24 protein-coding genes and 1 pseudogene are annotated in these 23,818 nt (G+C 70.7%); 9 read left to right on the top strand and 16 right to left on the bottom strand.

Features of this window, described 5'->3' with window-relative positions:
- Positions 1–194: hypothetical protein (locus tag CCN56_RS06755; protein ID WP_143664444.1), on the bottom strand; the 194-nt coding region annotated here is incomplete at its 3' end.
- Between the two features lie 307 nt (positions 195–501).
- Here CCN56_RS06755 and CCN56_RS06750 point away from each other — a divergent pair.
- A complete protein-coding gene (locus CCN56_RS06750; RefSeq protein ID WP_086824528.1) occupies positions 502–864 on the top strand; it encodes a helix-turn-helix domain-containing protein in 363 nt (120 codons plus the stop codon).
- An 85-nt stretch (positions 865–949) separates the two neighbouring features.
- Positions 950–1,825, top strand: coding sequence for an STAS domain-containing protein (locus CCN56_RS06745; RefSeq protein WP_086824526.1), 876 nt, complete (start codon positions 950–952; stop codon positions 1,823–1,825).
- 162 nt (positions 1,826–1,987) lie between these two features.
- On the opposite strand, the gene CCN56_RS06740 is transcribed toward CCN56_RS06745, so the two are convergent.
- Together CCN56_RS06740 and CCN56_RS06735 are read right to left on the bottom strand one after the other, a co-directional pair.
- A complete protein-coding gene (locus tag CCN56_RS06740; protein ID WP_179199716.1) occupies positions 1,988–2,338 on the bottom strand; it encodes an ANTAR domain-containing protein in 351 nt (116 codons plus the stop codon).
- A 58-nt stretch (positions 2,339–2,396) separates the two neighbouring features.
- Entirely contained in the window at positions 2,397–2,681 is a 285-nt protein-coding gene (locus CCN56_RS06735) for a hypothetical protein (protein WP_086824523.1), read from the bottom strand.
- A gap of 454 nt (positions 2,682–3,135) precedes the next feature.
- On the opposite strand from CCN56_RS06735, the gene CCN56_RS06730 reads away from it, so the two are divergent.
- The 3 genes from CCN56_RS06730 to CCN56_RS06720 are packed head-to-tail and all read left to right on the top strand — an operon-like array spanning position 3,136 to position 4,632.
- Entirely contained in the window at positions 3,136–3,507 is a 372-nt protein-coding gene (locus CCN56_RS06730) for a hypothetical protein (RefSeq protein WP_086824521.1), read from the top strand.
- A gap of 38 nt (positions 3,508–3,545) precedes the next feature.
- A complete protein-coding gene (locus CCN56_RS06725; protein WP_143664443.1) occupies positions 3,546–3,851 on the top strand; it encodes a hypothetical protein in 306 nt (101 codons plus the stop codon).
- Positions 3,852–3,876: 25 nt separating this feature from the next.
- Positions 3,877–4,632: a hypothetical protein gene (locus CCN56_RS06720; protein WP_086824518.1), complete on the top strand. Its 756-nt coding sequence runs from the start codon at positions 3,877–3,879 to the stop codon at positions 4,630–4,632.
- A 224-nt stretch (positions 4,633–4,856) separates the two neighbouring features.
- Here the strand turns inward: CCN56_RS06720 and CCN56_RS43845 are convergent, their stop codons facing one another.
- Both CCN56_RS43845 and CCN56_RS06710 read right to left on the bottom strand, forming a co-directional pair.
- Entirely contained in the window at positions 4,857–5,183 is a 327-nt protein-coding gene (locus CCN56_RS43845; protein ID WP_218779396.1) for a hypothetical protein, read from the bottom strand.
- A gap of 4 nt (positions 5,184–5,187) precedes the next feature.
- Positions 5,188–5,847, bottom strand: a complete 660-nt coding sequence (locus tag CCN56_RS06710; RefSeq protein WP_086824516.1) for an SMI1/KNR4 family protein — start codon at positions 5,845–5,847, stop codon at positions 5,188–5,190.
- A 37-nt stretch (positions 5,848–5,884) separates the two neighbouring features.
- Here CCN56_RS06710 and CCN56_RS44280 point away from each other — a divergent pair.
- The 3 genes and pseudogenes from CCN56_RS44280 to CCN56_RS06695 all read left to right on the top strand — a co-directional run.
- Positions 5,885–6,112, top strand: a pseudogene (locus tag CCN56_RS44280) (AraC family transcriptional regulator); the annotation flags it as partial.
- Entirely contained in the window at positions 6,112–6,756 is a 645-nt protein-coding gene (locus CCN56_RS06700) for a glyoxalase (protein WP_086824536.1), read from the top strand. The pseudogene CCN56_RS44280 and the gene CCN56_RS06700, both read left to right, overlap by 1 nt.
- Positions 6,757–6,861: 105 nt before the next feature.
- Positions 6,862–7,296: a YdeI/OmpD-associated family protein gene (locus tag CCN56_RS06695; protein ID WP_086824514.1), complete on the top strand. Its 435-nt coding sequence runs from the start codon at positions 6,862–6,864 to the stop codon at positions 7,294–7,296.
- A 341-nt stretch (positions 7,297–7,637) separates the two neighbouring features.
- Here CCN56_RS06695 and CCN56_RS06690 read toward each other — a convergent pair whose 3' ends face one another.
- Positions 7,638–7,895, bottom strand: a complete 258-nt coding sequence (locus CCN56_RS06690) for a winged helix-turn-helix domain-containing protein (RefSeq protein WP_256961816.1) — start codon at positions 7,893–7,895, stop codon at positions 7,638–7,640.
- A 130-nt stretch (positions 7,896–8,025) separates the two neighbouring features.
- On the opposite strand from CCN56_RS06690, the gene CCN56_RS06685 reads away from it, so the two are divergent.
- Positions 8,026–8,241 (top strand): DUF6243 family protein, encoded by a 216-nt coding sequence (locus CCN56_RS06685; RefSeq protein WP_086824510.1) that lies wholly within the window; start codon positions 8,026–8,028, stop codon positions 8,239–8,241.
- Between the two features lie 350 nt (positions 8,242–8,591).
- On the opposite strand, the gene CCN56_RS06680 is transcribed toward CCN56_RS06685, so the two are convergent.
- From CCN56_RS06680 to CCN56_RS42995, 10 genes are all read right to left on the bottom strand, one after another.
- Positions 8,592–8,912 (bottom strand): hypothetical protein, encoded by a 321-nt coding sequence (locus CCN56_RS06680; RefSeq protein ID WP_086824534.1) that lies wholly within the window; start codon positions 8,910–8,912, stop codon positions 8,592–8,594.
- Positions 8,912–10,303: a hypothetical protein gene (locus CCN56_RS06675; protein WP_086824508.1), complete on the bottom strand. Its 1,392-nt coding sequence runs from the start codon at positions 10,301–10,303 to the stop codon at positions 8,912–8,914. Before CCN56_RS06675 ends, CCN56_RS06680 begins: the two co-directional genes overlap by 1 nt.
- Entirely contained in the window at positions 10,300–10,677 is a 378-nt protein-coding gene (locus CCN56_RS06670; protein WP_179199714.1) for a hypothetical protein, read from the bottom strand. Before CCN56_RS06670 ends, CCN56_RS06675 begins: the two co-directional genes overlap by 4 nt.
- A gap of 454 nt (positions 10,678–11,131) precedes the next feature.
- Positions 11,132–14,479, bottom strand: coding sequence for an AAA family ATPase (locus CCN56_RS06665; protein WP_086824506.1), 3,348 nt, complete (start codon positions 14,477–14,479; stop codon positions 11,132–11,134).
- Positions 14,480–14,588: 109 nt separating this feature from the next.
- On the bottom strand, positions 14,589–17,504 hold the full coding sequence (locus CCN56_RS06660) for a hypothetical protein (RefSeq protein ID WP_086824504.1): 2,916 nt from the start codon (positions 17,502–17,504) through the stop codon (positions 14,589–14,591).
- Positions 17,501–20,092: a S8 family serine peptidase gene (locus CCN56_RS06655; RefSeq protein ID WP_086824502.1), complete on the bottom strand. Its 2,592-nt coding sequence runs from the start codon at positions 20,090–20,092 to the stop codon at positions 17,501–17,503. The genes CCN56_RS06660 and CCN56_RS06655 overlap by 4 nt, the downstream gene beginning before the upstream one ends.
- Positions 20,093–20,471: 379 nt before the next feature.
- Positions 20,472–21,125 (bottom strand): contact-dependent growth inhibition system immunity protein, encoded by a 654-nt coding sequence (locus CCN56_RS06650; protein WP_086824501.1) that lies wholly within the window; start codon positions 21,123–21,125, stop codon positions 20,472–20,474.
- A 13-nt stretch (positions 21,126–21,138) separates the two neighbouring features.
- Positions 21,139–21,438 carry an RNase A-like domain-containing protein gene (locus CCN56_RS06645; RefSeq protein WP_086824499.1) on the bottom strand — a complete coding sequence of 100 codons (300 nt, stop codon included), beginning with the start codon at positions 21,436–21,438 and terminating at the stop codon, positions 21,139–21,141.
- A gap of 36 nt (positions 21,439–21,474) precedes the next feature.
- Positions 21,475–22,038, bottom strand: a complete 564-nt coding sequence (locus CCN56_RS06640) for a hypothetical protein (protein ID WP_256961815.1) — start codon at positions 22,036–22,038, stop codon at positions 21,475–21,477.
- A 42-nt stretch (positions 22,039–22,080) separates the two neighbouring features.
- Positions 22,081–23,818, bottom strand: a 1,738-nt coding sequence (locus tag CCN56_RS42995; protein WP_086824497.1) for an RNase A-like domain-containing protein, incomplete at its 5' end; no start/stop codon positions are given.

The raw sequence follows: 23,818 nt of genomic DNA, 5'->3' as shown, positions 1-23,818 counted from the left end.
GGCGGCAGCGGGGTGCCCGGGACGACGTCGATCGGGGCGTCGATCAGGGGGAGCGGCCGGGTGTCCGTGACCTCTCGGTCGAAACGCCACGGTTCCGCGCCCGCGGGCCCGGGCGCGATGTGCGGGAGGAACTCGGTCGCCTCCGGATCCCACCACGCGTCCTGCTCGCCGGACGCACGGCCGTCCCACGTCACCGCTCTGTCTCCCCGTCCTCCGCCTGTACGGACCGCCGGCACCCTAGACCAACCCTCTTCGCGACGATCGTGGTGATCAGCAGGCGGACACGCCGGACCCGGGACGGCGGGCGACCGCCCCACCCCGCGCGTGGGCCGTCGGTGTCAGGCGGCGAGGGAGAACCGCAGCGCGGCGGCCGGCCTTTGGTCTCGCTCTCCGCGGGACGGGCCGCTTGCAGGAGTGGCACGGGGGTTCCAGGGGCTTCCGGTCAGGGAATCCGGGTTCCGGTATGGCGAAACCGGAATCGCAAATCATATAATTTCGGGCATGGAGCCGATGAAGCCTCGGACCAGCTGGACGTTCGTCACGAACCACGCCCGGATCCTCGCCATGATCCAGGGGGATCCGGAGACGCGGCTGCGGGACATGGCCGAGACCTGCCGGATCACCGAACGCGCCGCCCAGGCCATCGTCACGGACCTGGAGAGCGCCGGGTATCTCACCCGGAAGCGCAACGGCCGCCGGAACCACTACGAGGTGAAGCCCGGGACCCTCTTCCGTCACCCGGCCGAGGGACACCACAGGATCGCGGACCTCCTGCAGCTCCTGGTCGACCTGAGCCCCCGGACCGGGGCGGCCGGGAAACCCGCCACGGACGGTGATCCCCGTGAGCGCGACCCGCGCAGCTGATCCGCGAACCGTCGAGGGGCCGGACCGCAGTCCTGCCCCGCCAAGCCTTTTCCCGCAAGAACGGAACTGCCGAGGGAGCAAGGCCATGAGTTCTCATCCCGGATACCCGTCCACCGCCGGGGCGGCTCACGTCAGTGGCCTCATGCCGCCTTCGGTCGTCTCCGTGATCTTCGTACCCGGGCCCCATCGGGTGCTGGCGCGCGTGAGCGGCGAGATCGACACGGCCGACGCCGCCGGCCTCCGCCAGAACCTCACCATGGCCCTGACCGCCAGTCGTGGCGGACTCGACATCGACCTGGCCGCCGTCACCTTCTGCGACAGCTCCGGCCTGCACGTCCTGCTGGACCTGAACCATCTGGCCCTGAGGGACGGGAAAACCCTCGTCCTCACCGCACTGAGCCGCCCGGTGGCCCTTCTGCTCCGCCTCGCCGGGACCCACCACGTGCTCACCGTTCACGGCTGGGCCGCGCCGGACATCCGCCCAGTGGCCGGCCGCCCGGGTCCACGCCGGCCCGGGGCGACGGGAGCCGGCGGAAGCACCCCCGTGGGCTTCGGGGTCAAGACCAGGCGCCACGGATCGACCGTGCACCTCGCCCCCACCGGCGAGCTCGACCTGGACGCCAGGCCCGCTCTCGACGAAGTACAGCCCGTTCTCGACGGCGCCGATGTGGTGGCCTGCGACATGCAGCACCTGACCTTCGTCGATGTGGTGGGCCTCCACGCCCTGCTGGCCTTCGCCTGCCGCCTGAACGCGCGTGGCATCACGTTCTTCACCTACAACTGGCAGTCCCAGCCGCGTCGGCTGCTCGACCTCTTCGACGACGGGTACCCGCCCGCAGACGGCGACGGGCCCGCCCGGATGCTGCGCCGCTTTCGGCGGTCTGCCTCAGCGGCCCGGGCGGCCGGAACGGCAAAGGCACGCCGAGAAGACTCGCGCCGGACCGAACCCCCGCCGCCCTAGGCTGCTCGGGCAGCCATCCGGCAAGTCCGGCCCTGGGGACACTGCCGGTCCGCCTGCCGCGGCGAGGAGTGCGGCCGGGCGGGGCCGGGTCCGCGCCCGGCCGCGCTCCTCGCGGGCGGGGCCAGGCCCTCGCCCGGCCGCGAGCGGCGACGGATCCCGGCGTCAGGGTGTGGGGGCGAGTACGGCCTCCGGGCTCAGCCGCCGCCGTACGAGGTCTTCGGCGATGTCGGCCGGCCGCTGCCGGTGGGCGCCCGCGTAGGCCCGCAGGCGCTGCCCGCCTTCGGCGGGGGTGATGCGGGCGGCGGCGGCAAGCATGCCGACGGCGATGTCGAAGACGGCCTTCGCGGAGAGAGCCGCCTGTGTGCGGGTGACGATGTCGTACGGCCGCGGGGGCTCGCGGTTCCACGTCAGTACGGACGTCGTGGCCGTGTGGACGAGCGCCTTCAGCAGGCGGCTGCGCGGAACACGGCCCGTCAGGCGGCCGTGTTCATGTCCGGCGATCAAAGACACCACGGCACGCCATGGCACGGGCCTTCCCGGCTTCGTGTCGTCCGCGTCGAGTCGGGACTGGTCACCGAGGCGTCACGTGCACGATCTCCTTGATGACCGTGCTGACTCCGGACACGACGTGGTAAACGGCTCCGCTCGCCACGATCAAGGTGCCGAACAGGATCCAGCCGCCGGGGCCGCTGTCCACCTGGAATCCCGAACCGTCCGAACCGGGGTTTCCGCCGGTCGAGGCCCGCAGCATCTCCCTGGAGATGTGTGCCGCACCGGCCGCGGCATGGGCGGCTGCGGCCAGAGCCATGCCTGTGACGCCGATGACGAACCACTCCGCTCGCCCGAGCTCGTCCATCGTTCTCGCCTCCTCGCCTCGGGGCCTCCGTGTCTGCTGCGGCGACCTGCCTTCACCTCCGATCCTCGACGCGGCGCGCACGGTGCCACCAGAGACCGGAAGGGCAGATCAGGGGGGCCATTGGGCCCAACCGACCACATGCCGATCCGTCCCGCGACCACTGCGCTCCCCGGTGCGGCCTTCGCACGGCGGGCGGGGTCGCCGTCCCGGCCCGGGGCTCGTCACGAGGCGGAATGCCGCCGACCGTGCGATCGCGGAGGCAGCGGACCCGACGCGGCGCAGTTCGGCGAGCCCAACCGCCGGTTTCCAGGGGCTGAGCTGTCTGAGCGCGCCAACACTGCTGGATCCGGGCAATGTTTCGCCGGGCGCGAGATGCCATGCTCGCTCGTGCCGCAGGGGGGCAGGGGCACGCTGCGGCGAGGCCGCGGAGCCGTACGTAACAAGGGAGGGGAGCATGGACCGGCTGTGGGACGTGCTCGGTGATGTCCTCATGCTGGGCTTCGGGCCCCTGATGGCGTGGACCGCCTGGGAGTGGTGGGCCCGCCCCGAGCGGGCTCCCGCGTGGGTGGGCCGTGGCGGGCGATGGGTGGCGCTCTGCTGGACGGCGGGCTTCGCCCTCCTGGGGATCGGCACGGGGGTCGGCGGTGTGTACGGCTTGGCCGGACTCCCGGAGCCCGAGGTGGTCGGCTCCTGCCGTGCCGCCGGCCCCGTGCTCTACCTCCTCGTCTTCTGGCGCTCCTCCGTCCACGGGTCGCGACGGCGCGGTGAAACGCGGCCGACCGTTTCCGCCGCGACCGATGGGACGACGGGAGGTCCGGGGCGATGACGGTCGGCGGAAGCGTCACGTGGCGTGAGGCGGGGTGGGTGCTCGCGGCCTGTTGGGCGGTGTGCGGTCTGGGCGGGGCATGGCTGCCCCCCGCCGGCGAGGGATCGCCGCCGGTCGCCTTCCTGGTGGTGCTCGTGCTCGTGCACCGGGACTGGGCGGCGGGTGTGCTCGCCGGCTGCGTGGGTTTCGCCTCCGTCTTCGGCGCCGTGGAGCTCCTTCGGCCGGTGACGGGGCGGGCCGTGGCGGACCCGCTCGCCACCGGGCTCGGCGCTTCGGTGTCGGTCGTGGTCTTCACCGTGTTCGCCCGTGCGAGGACGGTCCGAGCGGGGGGACCGAATGTCTGACGGCCCGCCGCGTCCCGGCCCGCACGTGTCTTCGGCCGCCGTGCGGCGGCGCACGCTCTGGCACCGGGCGTGGGGCTCGTGTGCGGCGCTTCTGGGCATCACCACGACGCTCCTGGCGGGGGTGGTCCTCCTGGGCGTGGTACCGGAACTGATCGACGAAGAGCGGGCGTTCGCCGCCGCGTCCGTGTGCCCCGCTTCCGCCGGGGCGTCCGAGGACTGCCTCCGTGACGTGACGGCGACCGTCGTGAGCACGGTGGTCAAGGACGAGCCCAAGCACGAGGAGTTCTCGCTCCGCCTCAGGGGCTCGCGCGAGGTCTCGGACGAGATCGACATGGGCGCGGACGGCCCCCTGCTGAAGGACCTGCGGCCGGGCGATGTCGTGACCGTCACGCTGTGGCGGGACTACAGGGTCGCCGTGGCCAAGGACGGCCGGTCCCAGGAGACGGCCGACACCCCGGTGGGTGAGCCGCAGTTCGCGACCGCGGTGGGGTCGGTCCTTTCGGCGGCCGGTGCCTTCACCGCGTACGCCGGGGGCCGGGTGGTCGTCCGGGCGCGCCGCTACGGGGAACGAGGACTGCCCAGGCTCCTCGTGGTCCATGGCAAGGCGGCGTTCGGCGCGATGCTGTGCGCGCTGCCCGCCTTGATCGTCGGGGATCTCGCGGGCGTCCCGCTCCAGCTGGCGCTCTGGCTCGCCCTGCTGCCCGCGCTCTGGTGGTACGTGCGCCGCCGCGAGCTGCGGGGCGGAGGACGTCACGCCGCCCCGGCCCTCCAGGACCGATGACCGTCACAGGCCGTGCAGCTGCCGAGCGAGGCGTCGCGGCCCCGACCGAGGAGGCGTGCCGAGGGCGCGCGCCGCCGACAGCGCCCGGAGCGCCGCCTGCCGGAGCGCTCTTGCGGGTGGCACGTGACGGTGATCCGGCCGTACCCGTTCTGAAGGGCACGGTGGGGGCACGGCCTGCTGAGCCTGAACGGGCAGGTTCCCCCCCCGGGGATCGAACCGCTTTCCTATTGCGTCGCGTCGCAGCTCTCGCAGCGGCTCACGGCCGCCCGCTCGGTGTTGCCCTGGGTGGCGCGGAGCGGGCTGGAGGGCGCGAGGCGGCGCCAGGCCCCGGGTGACGGGGTGAGCACCCAGCCGTAGCGGGGTGACCGGACATCGGCCGGGACGATGTGCATGCAACCCGGAAGGTGGGCCTTGCCGCTGGCGTGGATGATGATCGCGGCTGCAGGCCAGTCCTCCCATTCGCCGGTGGGTGCGCTGCTGCGCGGTGCGGGCGGAGCGCAGTCCGCGCAGTTGTGCATTTCGTGGCGCTCGCAGTACTGCACCGTCGTCACCCCGTCAGGTATCGAGCCGTTGCTCGGTCTGCTCGAGCCAGCTTCGGTACCAGTGCGCGAAGTCATGCCCGGTCGGCACGATCCCCCGGTCCATCGGTCTCAGATCCTCCCAGATGGCACCCCGGTGCGGGCCTGTCATCACCAGCAGCGACGTATAGCCGCATCCCTGCTCGCTGAGGAACACCGCGCCCGCTTCCTGCGCGTCGTACAGCTCCTCGTAGCGCGCGTCCCAGGCCGCGTGAGCATCACGGAACTCCTCGTCGGTCGCGAAGGCGTCCTTCTCGGGCTCCTGATCGTCGAGCGCGTCGAGCTCTCCCTGCAGCACCTCGGCCACGAAGGGCCGCCCGGCGAACTCGGCGGTGGTCGGCTGGGCGGAGAACGTGAGCCCGATGCCGCGCCACTGCCACCCACCGTCGCCCAAGGACGGTGTCATCAGGCCGTAGTGGGGGCCGGCCCCACCTGCTCCCACATGGAGGAGAAAGCTCCGATACTGCGCGGGCAGACCGACGCCCAGCTCCGCCTCCAGCGCCCGGAGCTGCTCCTCGCTCATGACCGGACCGAGGCGGAAGCCGTGCCCCCGCGCGCCGAAGACCTTGTCTGCTTCAGGGTGTTCGGCGAGCCGGAGAACCCGCTCCCGCACCCCCACCCACGTGACCTCGTCCATGGGCACACGCTAGTGAGGCGCGCACCGCACCGACACGGGTTATCTGCGGAGCGCGAAGGTCCGGCCCCCGTTTCGGCTGCTGCGGCGGGGCCTCGACGCCGACCTCAACATCACCGAGGTCCGCTTCGTGGTCGGTTGTGCGTCGCTGGGCACGCTCACCACCCGCTTCACCGAGCTGGTCGGCATGCCGGCGTGCGTGGCGGAACAGGTCTCAAGACCGGTCAGGAATCGAGAAGCCCCGGCCGCCGCTCGGCCCCTAGCGTGATGGTCATGGCAACCACCGCATCCACCGCAGCCGTCACGTCCCTCGCGTCCGTCACCCTTGAGGTGGCCGACCTCGAGGCCGCTCGCCGCTTCTACAGCGCCTTCGGCGTGGACACGTACGTGAGCCTTCGGGCGTCCGAGGCGCACTCCACCGGATTCCGCGGCTTCACCCTGGCGCTCACGGTGTCCCGTCCGGCCACCGTCGACGGCTTCTTCGGCGCCGCCGTGGACGCCGGTGCCACCGTCCTGAAGCCCGCCGCGAAGTCGCTGTGGGGCTACAGCGGCGTCGTCCAGGCCCCGGACGGGACGATCTGGAAGATCGCGACCTCGGAGAAGAAGGACACCGGCCCCGACACCCGCGAGATCGACGAGGTCGTCCTGCTGATCGGCGTCGAGGACGTGAAGGCCACCAAGCAGTTCTACGTCGGCCGGGGCCTGACCGTGGCCAAGAGCTTCGGCGGCAAGTACGCCGAGTTCGCCGCCGGTCAGTCCAGCCCCGTCAAGCTGGCGCTGTACAAGCGCCGCGCCCTGGCCAAGGACCTCGGAGTTCCCGTCGACGGCACCGGCTCGCACCGCATCGTCCTCGGCAGCACCGCCGACGCTTTCACCGACCTGGACGGGTTCGCCTGGGAGGCCGCCGCGTAGCGCGTCCCCACGCCGCCCTGACCCCGGGCCCTGTCGTACCGGTCGAACGGCGAACGCGCGCCGGTGAGCCGGCAGAACAACGGGCCGAACAACAGGAGAACCACCATGAAGTTCCGAGCACACGTCGAGCCACCTGAGCCCATGCGGGGCCTGGAAGTTCCGTCCGAGGTGGTAGCGGCGCTCGGCGGGGGCACGCGGCCTCCGGTGACCATCACGGTCAACGGGCATTCCTGGAAGAGCCGGGTCGCCCTCCTGCGTGGCCGCCACCTGCTCGGCCTCAGCAACGCCAACCGGCAGGCCGCCGGTGTCGAGATCGGCGAGGAGGCCGAGGTCGAGCTGGAGCTCGACACCGAGCCGCGCGTCGTCGTCGAGCCCGCGGACTTCGCCCAGGCCCTGGACGGCGACCCGGCCGCCCGCGCCGCGTACGACAACCTTGCCCACGGTCGCAAGCGCGAGCACGTGCGCGCCATCGAGAGCGCGAAGAAGCCCGAGACGCGCCAACGGCGTATCGAGAAGGCCATCGCCACCCTGCGGGGCTGACCCCGAAGGCAAGGACTCCGGTCGCACCGCAATCGCCGTGCGGAGGCCGGACCCTGCCCGATTCCCCTGAAGGGACAAGCATGTCGAAGCGACTCATGACCGGTCTGTGGACGAGGTTATCGAGGAGGGCGGCCAGGGCGTGGTGCGGAGGTGACGCGAGGCGCGGGGAGAGGTCTGGACGACGACGAAGCCCCAGGTCGCCGACCTGGGGCTTCGTTCAAGAGCGGATGACGGGAATCGAACCCGCGCCACAAGCTTGGGAATCACCCGGCACTTGAGCGTGAGCACAGCGTCTGACCTGCGAGAACGCCCGTCGGGAGCAGCCTTTTGGCTGTTCCGGCTCACCCTTGTTGACCGCGTCTTACCGCCGCTACCGGCACGTTGTGGCACGCTTCCCGTCCTGGCAAGCCACCGCTCCCCGGCCAAAGACGTCCTGTTTGCCGCACACCACGGCGGCGGCGCGCAAGCCGGTCGCCGAGAGGGCTGCGCAGGTGGAGCACGAGATGTCCGTGCCGGGCCCGGGTGACCAGCCCGGCGCGGTACAGGACGCCGAGGTGCTGGCTGACCGTGCCGGGGCTGACGCCCAGCCGCTGAGCCAGTTCGGTCGTCGCGGACGGCTGGACGAGGTGGTCGAGGATGCGGGCGCGGGTGCGGCCGAGCAGGTCGGCAAGGGCGGCCGATAAACCGAGTAACGTCTTAGATCACTCCAGCTCATGACCGGGAGAACCCGTGACCGACAGCAAGAACATCAACAACCCCGTGGGCCAGGGCGGTGGCCAGCGCAAGAAGCTGTCCCGGGCCGAACGCCAGAACAACGGTCCGCACCGCAACCTCGACCGCCGGGGTGCCGCCGAACAGAAGGCGGAGCTGGTGCGCAAGATGCGCGAGAAGGTAGGAACGGCTGAGGGCGCCGGGCAGACGGGTGACGACACCACGCAGAGCTGACCCACCGCCGCCGCAGGGCGGCACTGCACGGGGCGGCCCCGGATGCCCGGAAGGCCTGAGATCTGGTTGCCATCGCGGTGGTGCGCAAGTGGCGCGGGACGCCGGAACAGGTTGATACAACGACGAAGCCCCAGGTCACCGACCTGGGGCTTCGTTCAAGAGCGGATGACGGGAATCGAACCCGCTCTATAAGCTTGGGAATCACCGTCACCGAGTTCGATTATCCCGCTTCTGACCTGCGGGAACATGCTTTGGCGGCACTCATCCCACAAGCTCTTGGACACCCGTGTCGACCGCTGGTGTCCGTCCTGAAGGGCACGGTTGGGGCACGAGGTGCGGGCGGCCTGTCCTCACACCCCGATTGCCCACCGGGCGGCTGCGACCGCGCCCAGGAGGAGCGGTGGGGCGAGCCACCAGGGGCCCATGGCGCGACGGATCGACGGAAGCAGAGTGACCAGCAGGGCGAGTCCGCTCGCGGCGATGCTGAGGACGCAGGACAGTATGATCCCGGCCCGTGCTTCGTCGTCCCAGCTGCCCGCGGGCCGGATCGTCAGGGCCATGTACACGAACCATGCGGCGATCGCGTGGAGGAGCACCAGCGGGACCGCCATGACCCACCGCAGACAGCCGTCGTCACTGGCAGTCCCGGCGACGTCGGGCCGATCGGGCATCACTGGAGAGCTCCCTTGGCTTCGTCGAGGTTCTTGGTGAAGGCCCGTCCATAGGCTTGGGCGTCATCGCCCTGCCAGTACGGACCGCCGTTGTACCGTGCCGCCAGTTCCTGGCGCTGCTCGGGCGTCATCTGCTCGGGGGGAACGTCGGCGAACTCGCTCTCGGCCTTGAGCTGGGCCAGGTACTCCGCCGCTATGAAGATGTTCTGCCCTGGGTCCTGGAGGGACTCCTCCACGACTGCTCGCTGCTGTTCGGTCATGTTCTGGGGGTCGTAGCCGAGTACTTCGGCTCCGCGGCGCACTTGGATGGCAATGGGGCCGAAGGACGTCTCGTCCGGGGTCCCGCCGAGGCGCCAGGGGAGGTTCTCCGGGGAGACCGGGCTCAGTCCCCAGGGTGCGTCGGCCTGCTCGCGGATCGTGTCCGTGAGGTCGTCGAGGATGCCGGGCTGTCCACCGATCTCCTGCCAGGCGATTCCGGCGACCATGTCCGCCGGCAATCCCGAGTTCTTCGCGGCGGCCTGAATGATCTCCTTGTTCGCGGCGATCCAGTCCTTCCGGTCCTGGCTCGACGAAGGCGGACTCCAGTAGCTGTCCTCCGCCCCCGGAAGGGCGGACAGCCGTGTGCGGATGTCGTGGAGCGTCGGTGAGACCGGGTTGGTGCCGACTCCTCCGGCGTAGTCCTGCTTGGGCGGGCTGCCGGGCAGGTGAGTGAGGGGATTGCCGCCGGCCTCCGCGGCCTCGCTCCTCAGGGACGCGATGGCCGCCACGATGTCCACTCGCTGGACGGAGCCCATGCGGAATTCGGGCAGGAGCTCATATGCCTGCTTCAGCCCGTGCACACACAGGTCACGGGCTTCCTTCTCGGTCGTCCCAGCGAGGTGGAACGCACCTCCCGCCGCATCGTGGAGCCTGTTCGCCTCTTCCCGGATGTCGTCGACATCCATGGTGAGTTCGGCAAAGAAGTCGAGGACCCCCGTGGTGGCTCGCATGTCCTCCCACTGGCGCATGGGTTCGGCGTCCTGCGCCTCACGGGTGATCGCGGTGCCCTTGGTGCCGATCAGGGCGGCAAGGCTGCGCTCGTTGGCCTTGCCGTTCGAGTAGTGACTCTTCGCGGTCTCCAGCGCCCACGCGTAGCTTCGCAGGGCACTGGCAGCGTGCCCGTAGCCCTCGGCGATGTGTTGCATGAGCTTGCGTGCCTCGGCGAGCCGAGACACGTAGTGCTGGCTCCCTTCGCTGTGCCAGTGGGTCCGCTTCTCCGCGCGCTCGGCCGGTACGTCGACCTCGACCAGCATGTCGTGGAGGCGCTTGAACTCGTCGGCGTTCCGCTCGACGAGGGCGGGGTTGCAGCCTTCGAGGAACTCGACGTCCTTGCGGTAGCTCAGGCCGGTCACTTCGCCTCCGGTGCCACGTACTGGCCATCGCTCAGGACGTTGTCGAGGAAGCGACGGGTATTGGCGTCGTCCACGGCGACGAAGTCGGTCCCCGTGGTCTTGAGACGGGTGGCGAGCGCCGCGAGGAGTGCGACCGTGTCCAGGAACTGATCATTGGCGAACCGTCCGAAGCGTTCGACCTCGGTGGCGACTTCGGTGTGAGAGCGCGGCACGCGCGCCATGGTTCCGAGATCACCGTCGGGCCTGCCTTCGTGGAGCAGTCCCGCGATCTCGATCAGCAGGTTCGCGTTCCCGTTGATGGAGTCCGTGTTGTAGTCGAGCGTTCCGCCCGTGGTGGACCCGCCCCGATCCACGGGGAGCTGGTTGAGCCGCATGGCGGTCGGACTGTCTAAGGAACCATCGGCCTTCGCCCGGGCCCATTCGTCATCGAACGACACGCGTCCCCCTGCGGTTGTCGGTCTCCTGTACGAGTGACCGGCGAGGCTATCAAGGATCGCGACCAGGCCGTGGTGCGCAGGTGGTGCGAGGCACCTGAGAAGGTCTAGACAACGACGAAGCCCCAGGTCTCTGACCTGGGGCTTCGTTCAAGAGCGGATGACGGGAATCGAACCCGCGCTATAAGCTTGGGAATCACCGGCGCTTGCGGAGATCATCTGGCGTCTGACCTGGGGAAACGGCCTCACGGTGGACCTTCTTCCGGTGTTGTGGAAACCCCCTCCTGTCCGCTGTTTACCGCTCCGAAGGGCACGGCGGGGGGCACGCGGGGCACGTTCGTGGAGCCGGTCCATCTGTGCCTTGCTCCCGGCTCCGGCGGCCGTGCGGCAGGCGCTACGGCTGCGTCGACATTCTCGTCTCGCCCAGCAGTTTCCGGGCCCGTCCCAGGCGTCCGGCCCAGGCCGGGTAGGGCAGTGCGACGGCGAGCGACGAGGCGTGCGCCATCTCCGCTTCGCCCTCCTGCGTACGGGACAGGCGGGACAGGCAGGCGCCGAGTGTGGTGCGGGCCTCCACTTCGGCGAGGCGCTCTCCGGAGCGGGCGGCACGCTCCGTCTCCGCACGGGCGATGCGGAGCGCCGACTCGGTCTGACCGGCGAGGAGATGGGCCCAAGCGGTCAGGGTCGGCGCGTCGGTGGCATGGCCGTCGAGTACGGCCAGCGCCTCGTCCGGGCGGTGTGCGAGCAGGGCGAGTTCGGCGCGTGCCGTGCTCACCTCGTACGCGGCCTGACGGTCCTCCAGGTCGGTGGCGATCCGTTCGGCACGGTCCAGGACGGCTACGGCGCCCGACAGGTCGCCGGTGCGCAGCAGTACCCGGGCCTGTGCCGTCAGGGCGTACGGGAGACACCAGCTGCCGTCCGCCTCCGCTCCGGTCACCGCGGCGTCCGCGAGCGCCGCGGCAGGGGCCGTCTCCTCGAGGAGCAGATGGAGTTCCGCCAGGTTGGCCCGCTCGAACGCGATGGCCGCCGGATCCCCGGAATGCTCGGCGAGGTCGAGGGCGCGCCTGCCGAGGCCGACGGCCTCGTGCAGCCGCCCGGCGCGCCGGGCGTTCTCCCGCTGCGTCGACAGCACTGTGCCGAGCAGCTGCGGATCGCCGTACGCTTCGGCGGGCTCCAGAGCCCGGTCGCCGGCCGCGCGGGCCCGCTCGAAGTGGCCGGCCAGACCCAGGTTGCTGGCCAGCAGGGTGTAGGCGCGGGCGAGCAGCCCCTGCCCGGCCGCGCCGGGCACCTGCTCGGCGGCAGGGAGGGCTAGCCGGGCGGCCGCGTATCCGTCGTCGTACCTTCCTTCGTAGCAGCAGACCAGGGAGAGGGCCAGGTAGTGGACGGCCGCTGGTTCGGGCGCGGTGTCCGAGGTCGCCCGGTGGTCGTGCAGGATTTGCCGCCCGGCGGCAGAGTCCTTCGCCCTGACCAGGCTCTCGGCCAGGTATCCCGCGGCCAGCACGGCGCGGTCGTTGTCGTCCCGCCGTACGAACTCGTCGAGCGCGGTCCGCAGCGCCTCGGCCGCTCGGTCGAACCGGCCCATGCGGCGCAGCACCTGGGAGTGGGCGAGCCGGGTGCGGGCCGCGTCCACGTCGAGGCGGGCCACGAGGTCCTGGTAGTAGCGGTCGGCGGTGTCGTTGGCGTACAGGGCAGAGGCCCGCTCCGCCGCGAGCCGCAGATACTCGGCGGCCATGGGGTCGTCGGCCCGCGTGAAGTGCGAGGCGAGGGTGTCGACGGCGTCGGGCCTGCGCTGCCGCACCGCCTGCGCGAACGCGCCGTGCAGCTGCATGCGGCGCACGGCGCTGAGTCCTTCGTAGCAGGTGAGGCGGACCAGCGGATGGCGGAAGGCGAGGCCGGGCACATGTCGCCCGGACGCCACGACGGGACGCTCCTCGATGAGCGCGGCGCCGATCGCCCGTTCCAGGGCGGCGGTGGCGGCGGCTCCTGTCACCGGAGGGTGCAGTCCTTGCGCGGCGACGTCGAGCAGTTCGGACGAGGCGGTCTCGGAACCCGCGACGGACAGTGCCTCGACGACGCGCCGTGCGTCCGGGTCGAGCCGCGCGAGGCGCTCGGTCACCAGCTGCCGTACGCCTTCGGGTGTCGCGGTTCCCTCCTCGGGGGCGTCCGCGAGCGCCCGGGCCAGTTCCACGGCGAACAGCGGATTGCCGAGGGACAGCTCCCAGACGCGGTCCAGCGGTGCGGCGGCCCCGACCGCGTCCCGGGCCACCGCCAGGCAGGCGTCCTTACCGAGCCGCTCCAGGCCGTGGGGCACGGCGAGCCCCTGGCGCACCAGGACGGTCAGGTCCGCGCGCCGCGGGTCGGTGTCCGGCAACTCCTCCTCGCGGTACGTCACCAGGAACCGCAGCCGGGACCCCGGCCCGGCGGCCCGCCGCGCCAGATGGCTCAGCAGCTGGTACGAGCCGGAGTCCGCGGCGTGCAGATCGTCCAGGACCACCAGGACCGGACGGTGGGCGGTCAGCTCGCCGAGCAGCCCGGCGGTCGCCCGGAACAGTCGGTCGCGTTCCTCCTCGGGGCTGCGTTCCCCGAATCCGCTGATCTGCCCCAGGGACGGCAGGAACGCGGCCAGGTCGGGGTACTCGGCGCCGATCCGGGCGCGCTCGGCCACCTCCCGCACGGCGAGCCAGCCGTCGAGCGCCTCGGCGAACGCCCCGTACGGGGTGTGGCCCTCCGCGTCGTGCCCGGCCCCCCACAGCACGGCGGTGCCGGAGCCCGCGGCCCGTCGTGCCGCCTCGGCCACCAGCCGGGTCTTGCCCACGCCGGGTTCGCCGGTGAGCAGCCTCACCGGCGGCCCGCCGCCTGCGAGGAGCCCGCGGAGCGCGTCGTCCCGCCCCCGCAGGGGTGCCACGGTGATCCCCCGCAGCGGCGCGGGCAGGGCGGGCCCGGTGGCGGCCGGCGTAGGAGCGGCGGCGAGGGCGGCCCGGTGCAGCCGCTCGGTCTCCGGCCCGGGGCGCACCCCCAGCTCCGCGTCGAGGGCGTCCCGGCACAGGTGGTACTGGCGCAGTGCCTGGCGGCGCATCCCCTGCCGCAGAGCGATGTCCATGAGGGTCCGGTGCGCTCCCTCCTCGGCGGGGTTCGTCTCCAGTACCCGCTCGGCCGCCGCCGCGGCCTGCGGCAGGTCCTCGTGCGCCATGTGCGCGGTGGCGAGGGCGAGACACACCTCGACCCGCAGGGCCATGAGCCGTGTGCGCCGCGCATCGGCCCAGCTCGCGTACGGGTCCTCGGGCAGGAGGCCGCCCTCGAATCGCTCCAGCACGTTCTCCAGTTCGGTCATGTCCCGGGACGCCAGCGCGGACCGCGCGGCCTCCTCGACGTGATCCGCGTCGACCCACACGGTGGCGGGGTCGAGGAGCAACAGGGCCCCGTCGGAGATGAGGTACGACGAGGCGGCGCGCGGTGCGAGCTCGGGTTCCAGGGCCCGCCGTGCGGCGTGCAGTGCGACGCGCAGGTTGTTGGGTGCCGTCTGCGGACCGGCGTCCGGCCAGCACAGGTCCATGACCTGTTCCCGGTGCAGCCGGTGTCCGGGCGTGACGGCGAGGAGCTTGACGAGCGTCTGGGCGGTCAGCCGGGGCCAGCGTTCGGCGGGTGGCGGGCCGCTGCCGCGGGTGGCGCGGAAGCCGCCGAGCAGGTGCAGGCGCAGCAGCGGTACATCCGGCGCGGCGCCGGGTGGGGTGGGCTGCGCGTTCATGGGGCTGCCACTGTAGCCCGCCGAACTGAGAGCCCCCTGGGCGAGGCCCAGGGGGCTGGTGCGAGGGCCCGCGCCGACACGGGCCCGCCGGCTCAGCGGATGCGGACCGTCAGGACTTGTCGATGGTCCAGGTGGCCAGCGAGCGGATCGCCGTGTACGGGTTGGAGACCTGGTTGCCGACGAGGCCGGCGGTGCGGTCGGTGCCGTAGTCGTCGAAGGAGAGCAGCATGACCTCGTCCTTCCCGTCGCCGTCGAGGTCGGCCACGAAGTGCTCCCGGGAGCCCGTCATGCCGGTGGAGACGCTGGCGGCCGGGTAGCTCGCACCCGACGTCAGCACGGAGGCGGGGTACAGGTTCAGTACCTGGACGCCGCTCGACACCACGAGGCGGGCGCCGTCCGGGCCCGTCGCGAAGGAGGAGGTGCGGATCTCGGCCAGCGTGTGGACTTCGTAGTCCTGTTCGTCGGCTCCGAAGGTGCGCAGCGAGACGAGCCTGCTCTGCACCAGGCCTTCGGGGCCGGTGAACCAGTTGCCGATGGTGGCGAAGCCGCCCGTCTTGGCCTGGTGCAGCAGTGCGCCGGTGCGGCCGTCGCGGATCTCGGTGATGTTCGTCAGCTGGTTCGGCGGTGTCTGCGCGAAGTCCCCGCGGACGACGTACGTGAAGACCACGGCGTTTCCGCCGGCGTACGGGATGTCCTTCGAGGCGAAGGTGCCGGCGCGCAGCGGGATGCCGAGCACGTCGCCGGTGGTCCCCGCGGGCGCCTTCGGGGTGAAGGACCAGGCGGCCTTGCCGTCCTCGCCGTTCAGGGCGACGCCGCCGACGGTGACCGGGCCGGTCGGGAGCTTGCCGCGGGTCTGGTACTGGGCGTAGACCTTGCCGTTGCTCGCGGACAGGTCCGCGAAGGCGGGGGTGCCGATCTCCGACGGGACCGCGTACTCCCATTTCAGGGAGCCGTTGCCCTCGTAGGCACGCACCTTGTCGGTCGCGACGGCGATCTCCGCGGCAGGGTCACCGTCGAGGTTCGAGGCGACGACGTTGCGCATGTACTCGCCGTCCGCGGCCTTGACGGTGGTGAGCACCTTGCCGGTACGGGCGTCCACGATCGCGGTGCCCTCACTGGCGGCGACGACGATCTCGTCACGGCCGTCGCCGGTGGTGTCGGCCTTGATGACCTGCACGACCCGGCCGGGCATCGTCGCCGTCCACAGCCGCTGGGGCTTGCCGGACACCAGGGACGGGCCGTCGTAGGCGTACAGGCCCGCGGAGGAGCCGCCGACGACGAGGTCCTGCTTCTCGTCGCCGTTGATGTCCGTGGCGACGGCGGTGTACGGGATGCCCTCGATCGGCTGGAGGCTCTCCTGCTTGCCGCTGCCGATGTTGTACGTGCGGACGTTCTGGTCGGTGTCGGTGGTGCGCAGCCGCCAGCCGCCGTCCCTCTGGAACAGCTGGCCGCCCAGCATCGAGCCGATGGTGCCGCGCTTGTCCCACTTCACGTCGCCCTTTGCGCCGCCGAACGCCGTGATCCGGGCGTAGTGGTTGGAGTAGCGGTTCTCGGCGGTGTCGGCGTCCTTGTCGTCCATCGCCGAGGCGATGATCTTGCCGTCTACGGCCTGGAGGCCCCAGACGGAGGCGAGGTCGCCGCCGGCCTGGTCCTCGGGCCGCTTGAGGGTGCGGGACCACAGCAGGCTCGCGTCGTCGCCGTCCAGCGCGCGGATGCTGTTGGTGTTCATCGACAGGCTGTCGTCGATGGTCGACTCGCTGACCGTGTACTCCGGCTTGGAGTCGCCCTGGATGTCGCCGACCTCCAGGACGAGCGGGAACGCGTTGATCCGCTCGCTGAGGGAGGTGCGGGTGCCGTCACCGGTCGCGTACGTGCTGAGCTCGTACTTCACGCCGTCGGCGTAGTCGGACTGTTCCAGGGCCACGATCCGGCCGCGCTCGGCGTCCAGGTGCAGCTGGCGCACGTAGAGCCGGCCGCTCCTGGTCCACTTGACGCTGCCGTCCTCGGTGTCGATCACCAGGGTGTGGCCGCTGGGCACCTTGTCGGTGGTGTAGCGCTTGGCCTGGTTCCATGAGGCGGCAAGCAGGCCGTCGCCGATCGGCTCGAGCGAGCCCCACGAGACACCGGTGTAGGTGCCGGCGTCGTACGTCCACGTCTGCGACGGGGTGAGCTTGCCGTCGGCGTGGTCGAAGCGGAAGCCGTTCAGCGTGGTCCTGGAGCCCGCTGGGGAGTTCATGTTCGCGTAGGCCGAGTCCGCGACGACCAGCGTCTTGCCGACCAGCTTGATGTTGTAGGCGGCTGCGAACAGTTTCGACCAGAGCGTCTTACCGGTGGCGCCGTCGAGGATCGTGACGAAGGTGCCGTTGGGCAGCGGGGAGCCCGGCGAGGTGAAGGGCCGGTACGGGTTCACGCCGGACTTGGCGGTGAAGACGATGTCATCGACGCCGTCACCGGTCAGGTCGCCCGTGGTGACGCCGTTGTCCGAGGTCGGGGAGAACGGGTTGACCGCGTTGAATCCCATGACCACGGCGGCCGGGTAGGGCTCCTTCACGGCGCGGGGGGTCGGGGTGACCTGCCAGTCCGAGTCCAGGGACGTCGAGTCGCGCGACCACAGCCGCTTGCCGTCGGCGTCGACCCGCTGGATCGGGGTGAGGCTGTTGACGGTGAAGTAGTCGCCCTTCGAGCCGCCGACCGGGAAGGTGCGGGCCATGCCCTGGGCGCCTTCCACGGCGGACTTCTTGGTCAGCTTCCAGGGGCTGACGGCATTCGTCCCGCTGTCGGCGGTGGAGCTGTCGGACGTGGAGCCGTCGCTCGTGCCGGCGTCCTCGGTGCCCTGCTCCAGGCTCTTGCCGCCGTCCCCGTAGACGTCGGGCATGGCGTGCCGGGCCAACTGCTCGGCCTGGCTGTCGGTGAGCGACAGGAGACCGCCGTCGTCGGCGTGGACGGCCGGGGTGACGGTCAGCGCGAGCCCTGACGCGATCAGTACGGAGGCCAGGCGCAGGCCCCGCCGGTGGATGTTTCTCATCGGGCGCCCTTCGGGGTGAAGCGGATGGCGGTGGCGTCGCTGAGGACGGTCTGGTTGAAGGAGGTGCCGAGGGCGTCGGTGCCGGCCTGGTTCTCGATGCCGGTGGTCGCCGAGCCACCGCGCTGCAGGGCGCTGGTTCCGATGCCCTGGTACTGCAGGGTGACGGAGCCGGTGGCCTCGTCGAAGACGGCCTCGAAGGAGATGCGCACCGAGCTGTCGGCGGCGATGGAGGCGTTGTTCCAGACGACGGCGAACTTACGGGCGCCGCTCTTGCCGGTGGTGGCGGTCTGCACGCTCGACTTCTTGTCGAGGACCAGGTCGTCCCAGAAGACCGCGACGACGCCGTTGGGCCGTGCGGCCGTGGGCAGCGCGGTGTTGACGTAGTCGCCCAGGCGCGGCTGGAGGAAGTTGACCAGGCCGTTGGTGGTGACGGAGGCGCTGGTGTAGCTCACGCCGTAGTGCGTCACGGGGAAGGGCAGGCTGATCGTCCTGGCGTCCTCGTCACCGGTCAGCCCGGTGGTCGTCGAGCCCTTGATCCAGGAGGAGGCGACGGGGGCGCAGGAGTACGTGCCGCCCGTGTCGGTGCGGTTCGGCATCCTCACGTCGGCGCTCTCGTCGCCGTCGACCTCGAGCCGGCCGGTGTAGGCGCCGTTGCAGACGGCAGGGGCGGCGGGCTCGACGCGCAGGTCGTACGAGCCCTCGGCGACCTCGGGCAGCGCGTACGTGCCGTCGGCGCCGGTGGTGACGGAGTCGACGGGGACGCCCGTCAGGGAGACGGTCGCCTTGGCGAGCGGCTTGCCCGCGACGTCGAGGACCGTGCCGGTGACGGCGTGGCTCTGGACGGCGTCGAGCGCGAAGTCCTGGGTGAGCGGCGTGCCGGTGGTCAGCGTGACGCCGGGGACCGTCTTGGCGGTGTAGCCGTAGCCGCTGACCGTGAAGTCGTACGTGCCCGCGGTCAGCGTCAGCCGGTAGGTGCCGTCGGCGCCGGTGGTGACCTGGCGGCCCCCGGTGGCCTGGAACGTGAAGCCCGGCAGCGCGGCGCCCGTCGCCTCGTCGGTGACCTTGCCGGTCACGGTGACGGCGGTGTGCGGGGCCTTGTCGACGGAGGCGAGGATGTCGAGCTTGCCCTCACCCCAGATGTTGTTCATGCCGGCGGTGCCGCCGCAGCGCGTGTCCTCGACGTCGCGGGCGCCCTCGTTCAGGAGTGCGCGGGTCTCGTCGATCTTGCCGATTAGTGAGGGGGCCGCCGACCACAGCAGCGCCACCGAACCGGCGACGTGCGGGGTCGCCATCGACGTGCCCTGGATGGTGTTGTACGAGGAACCGGGCCAGGTCGACGTGATGTTCACGCCCGGCGCGGAGATGTTCGGCTTGGCCGTGCCGTCGATCGGTGAGGGACCGAAGCCGGAGAATTTGGCGATCCTGCCGTTCGCGTCGTAGGCGCCGACACCGTAGGACGAGTTCATTGATCCCGGTGGGTGGGTCGTCGAACAGGCCACGCCGTTGCCGTCGTTGCCGGCCGCGAACGCCTCGAAGATGCCCGCCGCGTTCCAGGCGTCGAGGACGTCCTGGTACATGGGGGTGTCGGGGTCGTCGGAGCCCCAGGAGTTGTTGACGATGTCCGGGGCGAGGTCCGGGCGCGGGTTCTGACCGTTGTGGTCGGTCGGCGCGAGGATCCACTGACCGGCGGTCAGCAGGTCGTCGTCGTAGCAGATGTCCGAGACGCAGCCCTTGGCGGCGATCCACTTCGCGTTCGGCGCGACGCCGACGCCGTTCTTCGCGACCATCGTGCCCATGGTGTGGGTGCCGTGGCCGTTGTTGTCGCACGGGGCGCTCGTGCCGCACTCGCCGGTCGGGTCGAAGAAGTTGTAGTCGTGGGTGAAGGTGCCGTCGCCGTTGTTGCCGCGGTAGTTCGCGACCAGGTCGGGATGGTCGTACTGGACGCCCGAGTCGACGTTGGCGATGACGATGCCCTCGCCGCGGTCCTCGTACTGGTCCCAGACCCGGTCGGCCTTCACGTCCAAGACGCCCCACGTGGGGGTGTCCGTGCCGTCGGCGGACGAGTCGGTACCCGCCGACGCGGTGCGCGACGCACTGACCTTCGCGTCGGAGGTCTCCATGCCGTCGAGCTCGAACGCGTTCCGCTTGACGATCGACTCCACGTCCGGGCGCTTCGCGATCTCGTCGACGAGGTCCTGGTCACCGGTGACCAGGACCGTGTTGGCGATCCAGTAGCCCTTGTGACCGACCTTCTTCTTGTCGAGGAAGGAGGTGAGCGACTTCTGGCTGTCCTCGGCGTTCGCCCGCAGCGCCTTGTACGCGGCCGTCGCGGCCCTGGCGTGCGTCTTCTGCTTCTTGGCGGTCGTCAGGTCGGCCCTGTCCTTGAGGACGACGAAGAACGCGGTCTCCTTGCCGTCCTTCAGCGCGCTCGTCAGCGCGCTGTCCACCGTGGCTCCGGCGTCTGTCGTCGTGGCGTTGGCGGTGTCGGCGGAGGCGGTCAGGGGGCTGGCCAGCAGGGCGGCCGCTGCGGACAGCGAGGCCGCCGCCCACATGGCGGATCTGCGCCGGGGCGATCGGGGCACGTGCATCGTGGCACTCCTCCAGGAACGGAACGGGGGAGCCCGGACGCTAGACAGCTGCCATTACTCGAGCATTACAAGCCGTCCGGCCGTCCCCGTCCCGCCGCCGACCCGCCCGACGGACCCGGAGAACAACGAAGCCCCAGGTCGCTGACCTGGGGCTTCGTTCAAGAGCGGATGACGGGAATCGAACCCGCGCCATAAGCTTGGGAATCACCCGGCACTTGGGTCTAAAGAGTCGTCTGACCTGTGAAAACGGGTTTCCTCAGTAGGGCTCTCGATTGACTCTGGCGTCTGTTGGTGACCGCTGTTCACCGCCCCTACTGGCACGTTGTGGCACGGGCCCCTCTCGTACCGAGAGGAGAGGGAGGCCGGCCACAGGGTTGAATCAGCCGGACAGCGTCGTCGCCACAGACTGGAACCAGGCGCCGTGGGAGAACGGCTCGGGCGGGCCGACCTCCATGCCGAGTTCGGCGGCGGCCAGGGCGTAGTCGCCCTCGTCCAGGGGGAGGGCGAGCAGTTCGTGGAGTTCGCCCACGAGGCGGGCGACCAGTTGGGGGTGGGTGGTGGCGGCGTAGTCGGCGACGGCGGCGTCGTGGTCGGGGAACTCGTCGACGATGTCCTGCGAGAACCAGCCGCCGAGCAGCTGAGCGGTCTCCGGGAAGCGCGCGTGCCACTCCCAGTGCGTCTGCGGGGACGCCGGCTCCGGGACGTCGCCTTCCTCGATGCTCTTCTTCAGGTGATCGGCCAGCACCGTCAGCCAGCCGCCGATCTCCGACTGGGGCATCCCGGTGTCGGGGATCGCGTAGAACTCGCCCAGCTCCAGCCGGATCCGTCCCGGAGGGTTGCGGCTGTACTCGCGCAGCTGGCGCTCCGCCTCGGCGACGGCCGAGGGGCGGGTGTGCCAGGTGTGGCGGAGGTACGCGTCGAGGGCGCGGCTGCGTCGCTCCGGGGTGTCGTCGGCCGGCTGGCCCAGGTAGGCGCGCATCACCTGGTCGAGCTCGCCGTACCGGCGGTCGTGTTCGAGGGGCTTCATGGACATTCGCGTGCGGCCCCTACAGATAGAACGGGACAGTGGTGTGGACGACGAAGCCGTGCGGGCTCGACGGCTCGCGGCGCAGCACCACGCGCGCCGCGCGAACGTCGACGGGCCCGCGCCCCGCCAGCAGCTCGGCCTCCAGCTGGACCCGGCCCACGGCCTCCTCGCGGGACGGCCAGGCGGCCTCGATCGTGAGGCGATCCCGGGTGTTCTGGGCCAGCCAGCGGTGGATGACCTGCTCGTTGGCGTTCACCACCTGCTGGGTGGCCCAGTGGGCGGTGTCCCGGTCGGGGTAGGTAGCGGAACGGGTCAGCACGGGGGCATCCTCTCAGCCTGATCCGCAGGCGGATCACTAGTCGGCAAAGGTCCAGAACAAACCGACCTCGGTGTCCGAGACGACGACGAGGCCGCAGTCCTCCATGAGGACGCCGAGTGGGCTGTACCCCAGGCCCTCCAGCGCGAAGTCGAGCGTCCCGGGCGGGCTGCCCTGCTTGCTGACGTTGGTGTGGTAGGTGGCCTTGTCGCCGTAACGAGCGAGGATCGTGCGGGCCATCGCCCGCAGTTCCTCCGGGGATTCTTCGAAGTACTGCAGGTTGGCCAGGGTGCAGCCGGCCTCTGTGAGGGCCAGGAGGAGGTCCTCGGCACTGTCCCGGTCGATTTCCTTGAGGCGTGGCGCGATGTACTCCGGGGGATGGACGGCGAAGGGATAGGCGGGCCACCCCTCACGCTCCGGGGCCTGCGCCGTGTCATCGACGCGGGCCCACCCCCGGGGGTCCGGGACGGCCCGGGCCATCAACGGGGGGACGTCGAGGACCCAGTCCTCGTGGTCGCGCGGGCCCGTGGCGATGTATGCGACCGCGTCCCTGTACAGATGGCGTACGGCGGTGTCCCAGGAAGCCTGGTCGACGGACAACATGCGGTGCGGGCCTTTCTCGGAGCCTTACGTGCTTTGCTTACGTCAGGACTTGCAGGGCATCGACGTCATGACGGTGAACGGCGGATTGCGGCTGCTGTCGTATTTGATCCGTGTCTCGATGCCCTTCACGTCGTACACTTCGGCATCCATGCCTCCCTCCTTGTACCCGGTCTTCGGGTCTTGCACGTTCTGCGGCTGCTTAAAGACGCTTTTCCCGCTGGTTTCGCCATTCGGGGCGTCCGCGCGGAACTTCTCGACCTTTCCCTCGTCCGGCGGCGGCGGGCCCTTGATCCAAGCCTCGATAGCGGCCTTGTTCTGATTGAGGTTGTACTCGGTCAGATACTCCGCCCGCTGGTAGTTCGGGAAGGCGGAGGAGCTGCCGGGGTATGGCTTGCCATACGGCCAGGCCTGGGTCGGTCCGTTCGTCTGCTGGTCACGCAGGCGTTGCGTGAGCTGTTCGTCAGTCTTGCCGACATGCTTGTCCAGCGTGTGGCCGCCCGCCATGTACTCGTTGGCGGCGAGGTTCAGATCGTAATTGCCGTTCGAGTCGACCTTCAGCCAGACCTGCGAATCCTTGAATTCCTCCAGGGCCCGCGTGCCGAAGCCGTGGGCGCGGGCGACGCCGGCCTCGAACTTGGGGGCGCTCAGGTAGGCCTCGTCCAGCGGCCCCTTCAGTGCCTCCATGCGGGTGGTCAGACCGCTCAGGATGCCGGTGTACGTATCGACGATGCGGTTCAGCTTGGCCGTGTCGAAGTTCAGCACGGTCTTGACGTCGAACGACAGGATCAGGCCCGCGCCCTTGCCGATCACTGACGTGACCTTGCCGAGGAGATCCTTGGGATTCTTGGGCTTGGCAAGGTCGTCGATGATCTCCTTGGCGGCCTTCCGCATGGCGCGGTGCAGTTCATCCGCGACGTCGCGGTTCAGGTCGACGGCGGCCTCGGCGTACTCGCGCAGGATGGTGGCGATGTTGTCGGCCGTGTCCTTGAGTACGGCCAGGACGGGCTCGCTGCCCGTGGGGACCTTGGGTGTGCTCGGGCCGGAGCTGGCGGTGTGCGCCCACTGATAGCCATGCCTCTGCTGCCCCCAGTCCGTGGCGCCCCACAGCGCGCTGCAGAACGTCCGCATGGCGGCTTCCCAGTCGGCCTGCTGGTGGTTGGTGATGGCGCCGACGGCCTGGGTGAGCTGGTCCGCCCCCGTCGCGGCGACGATGGAGACGTTCATCCAGCTGTGGCACAGGGAGTTGAGGTAGTGCTGCTGCGGGAACGGGTGGACGTCCGCCACTCTTCCGACCCGGAACACGTGCTTGCACAGCGGCTGGAGGACGTCCCGGACGATCTCCGGTATGCCCTCCATCAGGCCGCGCAGGAAGTCGTCGACGCCGTCGTCGTCGCCCCACTTGATGTCCGGTATCCCACCGAACTTCGGAGCCTGGTCGATGACGGCGGGGCGTGGGCGCTGCTCGGCCGTCGTGCCCGGCTTGGGATGGGCCGCCGCGTCCGCCTGGGTGTAGGCGTTGGCCGTCTCCGTGAACCCGACGGCCACGCCGCCGACGCTGATCACGGACCGCCCCCAGACCTCCAACCAGCGGTCGCCGATCTTCTTGTACGCCTGGGCGAACTTCTGGGCCTCACTGCCCGCGCCCCCGGCGTCGGGATACTCGCGCAGCTCCTCCAGGAGCTGGTGGGCGCCGCGCACCAGGAAGTCCTGCTGTGCGGCGGCCCTGCCGGAGACCGACCAGAGGTCACTGGGCTTGACGTCGATGGCGCCGCTGCCGCCC

Origin of the sequence: Streptomyces sp. NRRL B-24572, assembly GCF_002156145.1 — a bacterium.
Taxonomy (GTDB): domain Bacteria; phylum Actinomycetota; class Actinomycetes; order Streptomycetales; family Streptomycetaceae; genus Streptomyces; species Streptomyces vietnamensis.
Note: the sequence above shows the minus strand (reverse complement) of the source record. Positions and strands in the feature narration are given on the sequence as shown.

Coding starts and splice junctions, on each gene's coding strand:
- CCN56_RS06750 (WP_086824528.1), top strand. CDS start 502: ATGGAGCCGATGAAGCCTCGGACCAGCTGGACGTTCGTCACGAACCAC.
- CCN56_RS06730 (WP_086824521.1), top strand. CDS start 3,136: ATGGACCGGCTGTGGGACGTGCTCGGTGATGTCCTCATGCTGGGCTTC.
- CCN56_RS06710 (WP_086824516.1), bottom strand. CDS start 5,847: ATGGACGAGGTCACGTGGGTGGGGGTGCGGGAGCGGGTTCTCCGGCTC.
- CCN56_RS06640 (WP_256961815.1), bottom strand. CDS start 22,038: ATGTTGTCCGTCGACCAGGCTTCCTGGGACACCGCCGTACGCCATCTG.
- CCN56_RS06650 (WP_086824501.1), bottom strand. CDS start 21,125: ATGTCCATGAAGCCCCTCGAACACGACCGCCGGTACGGCGAGCTCGAC.
- CCN56_RS06655 (WP_086824502.1), bottom strand. CDS start 20,092: ATGCACGTGCCCCGATCGCCCCGGCGCAGATCCGCCATGTGGGCGGCG.
- CCN56_RS06670 (WP_179199714.1), bottom strand. CDS start 10,677: ATGCGGCTCAACCAGCTCCCCGTGGATCGGGGCGGGTCCACCACGGGC.
- CCN56_RS06660 (WP_086824504.1), bottom strand. CDS start 17,504: ATGAGAAACATCCACCGGCGGGGCCTGCGCCTGGCCTCCGTACTGATC.
- CCN56_RS06680 (WP_086824534.1), bottom strand. CDS start 8,912: ATGCCCGATCGGCCCGACGTCGCCGGGACTGCCAGTGACGACGGCTGT.
- CCN56_RS06745 (WP_086824526.1), top strand. CDS start 950: ATGAGTTCTCATCCCGGATACCCGTCCACCGCCGGGGCGGCTCACGTC.
- CCN56_RS06700 (WP_086824536.1), top strand. CDS start 6,112: ATGGTCATGGCAACCACCGCATCCACCGCAGCCGTCACGTCCCTCGCG.
- CCN56_RS06735 (WP_086824523.1), bottom strand. CDS start 2,681: ATGGACGAGCTCGGGCGAGCGGAGTGGTTCGTCATCGGCGTCACAGGC.
- CCN56_RS06665 (WP_086824506.1), bottom strand. CDS start 14,479: ATGAACGCGCAGCCCACCCCACCCGGCGCCGCGCCGGATGTACCGCTG.
- CCN56_RS06695 (WP_086824514.1), top strand. CDS start 6,862: ATGAAGTTCCGAGCACACGTCGAGCCACCTGAGCCCATGCGGGGCCTG.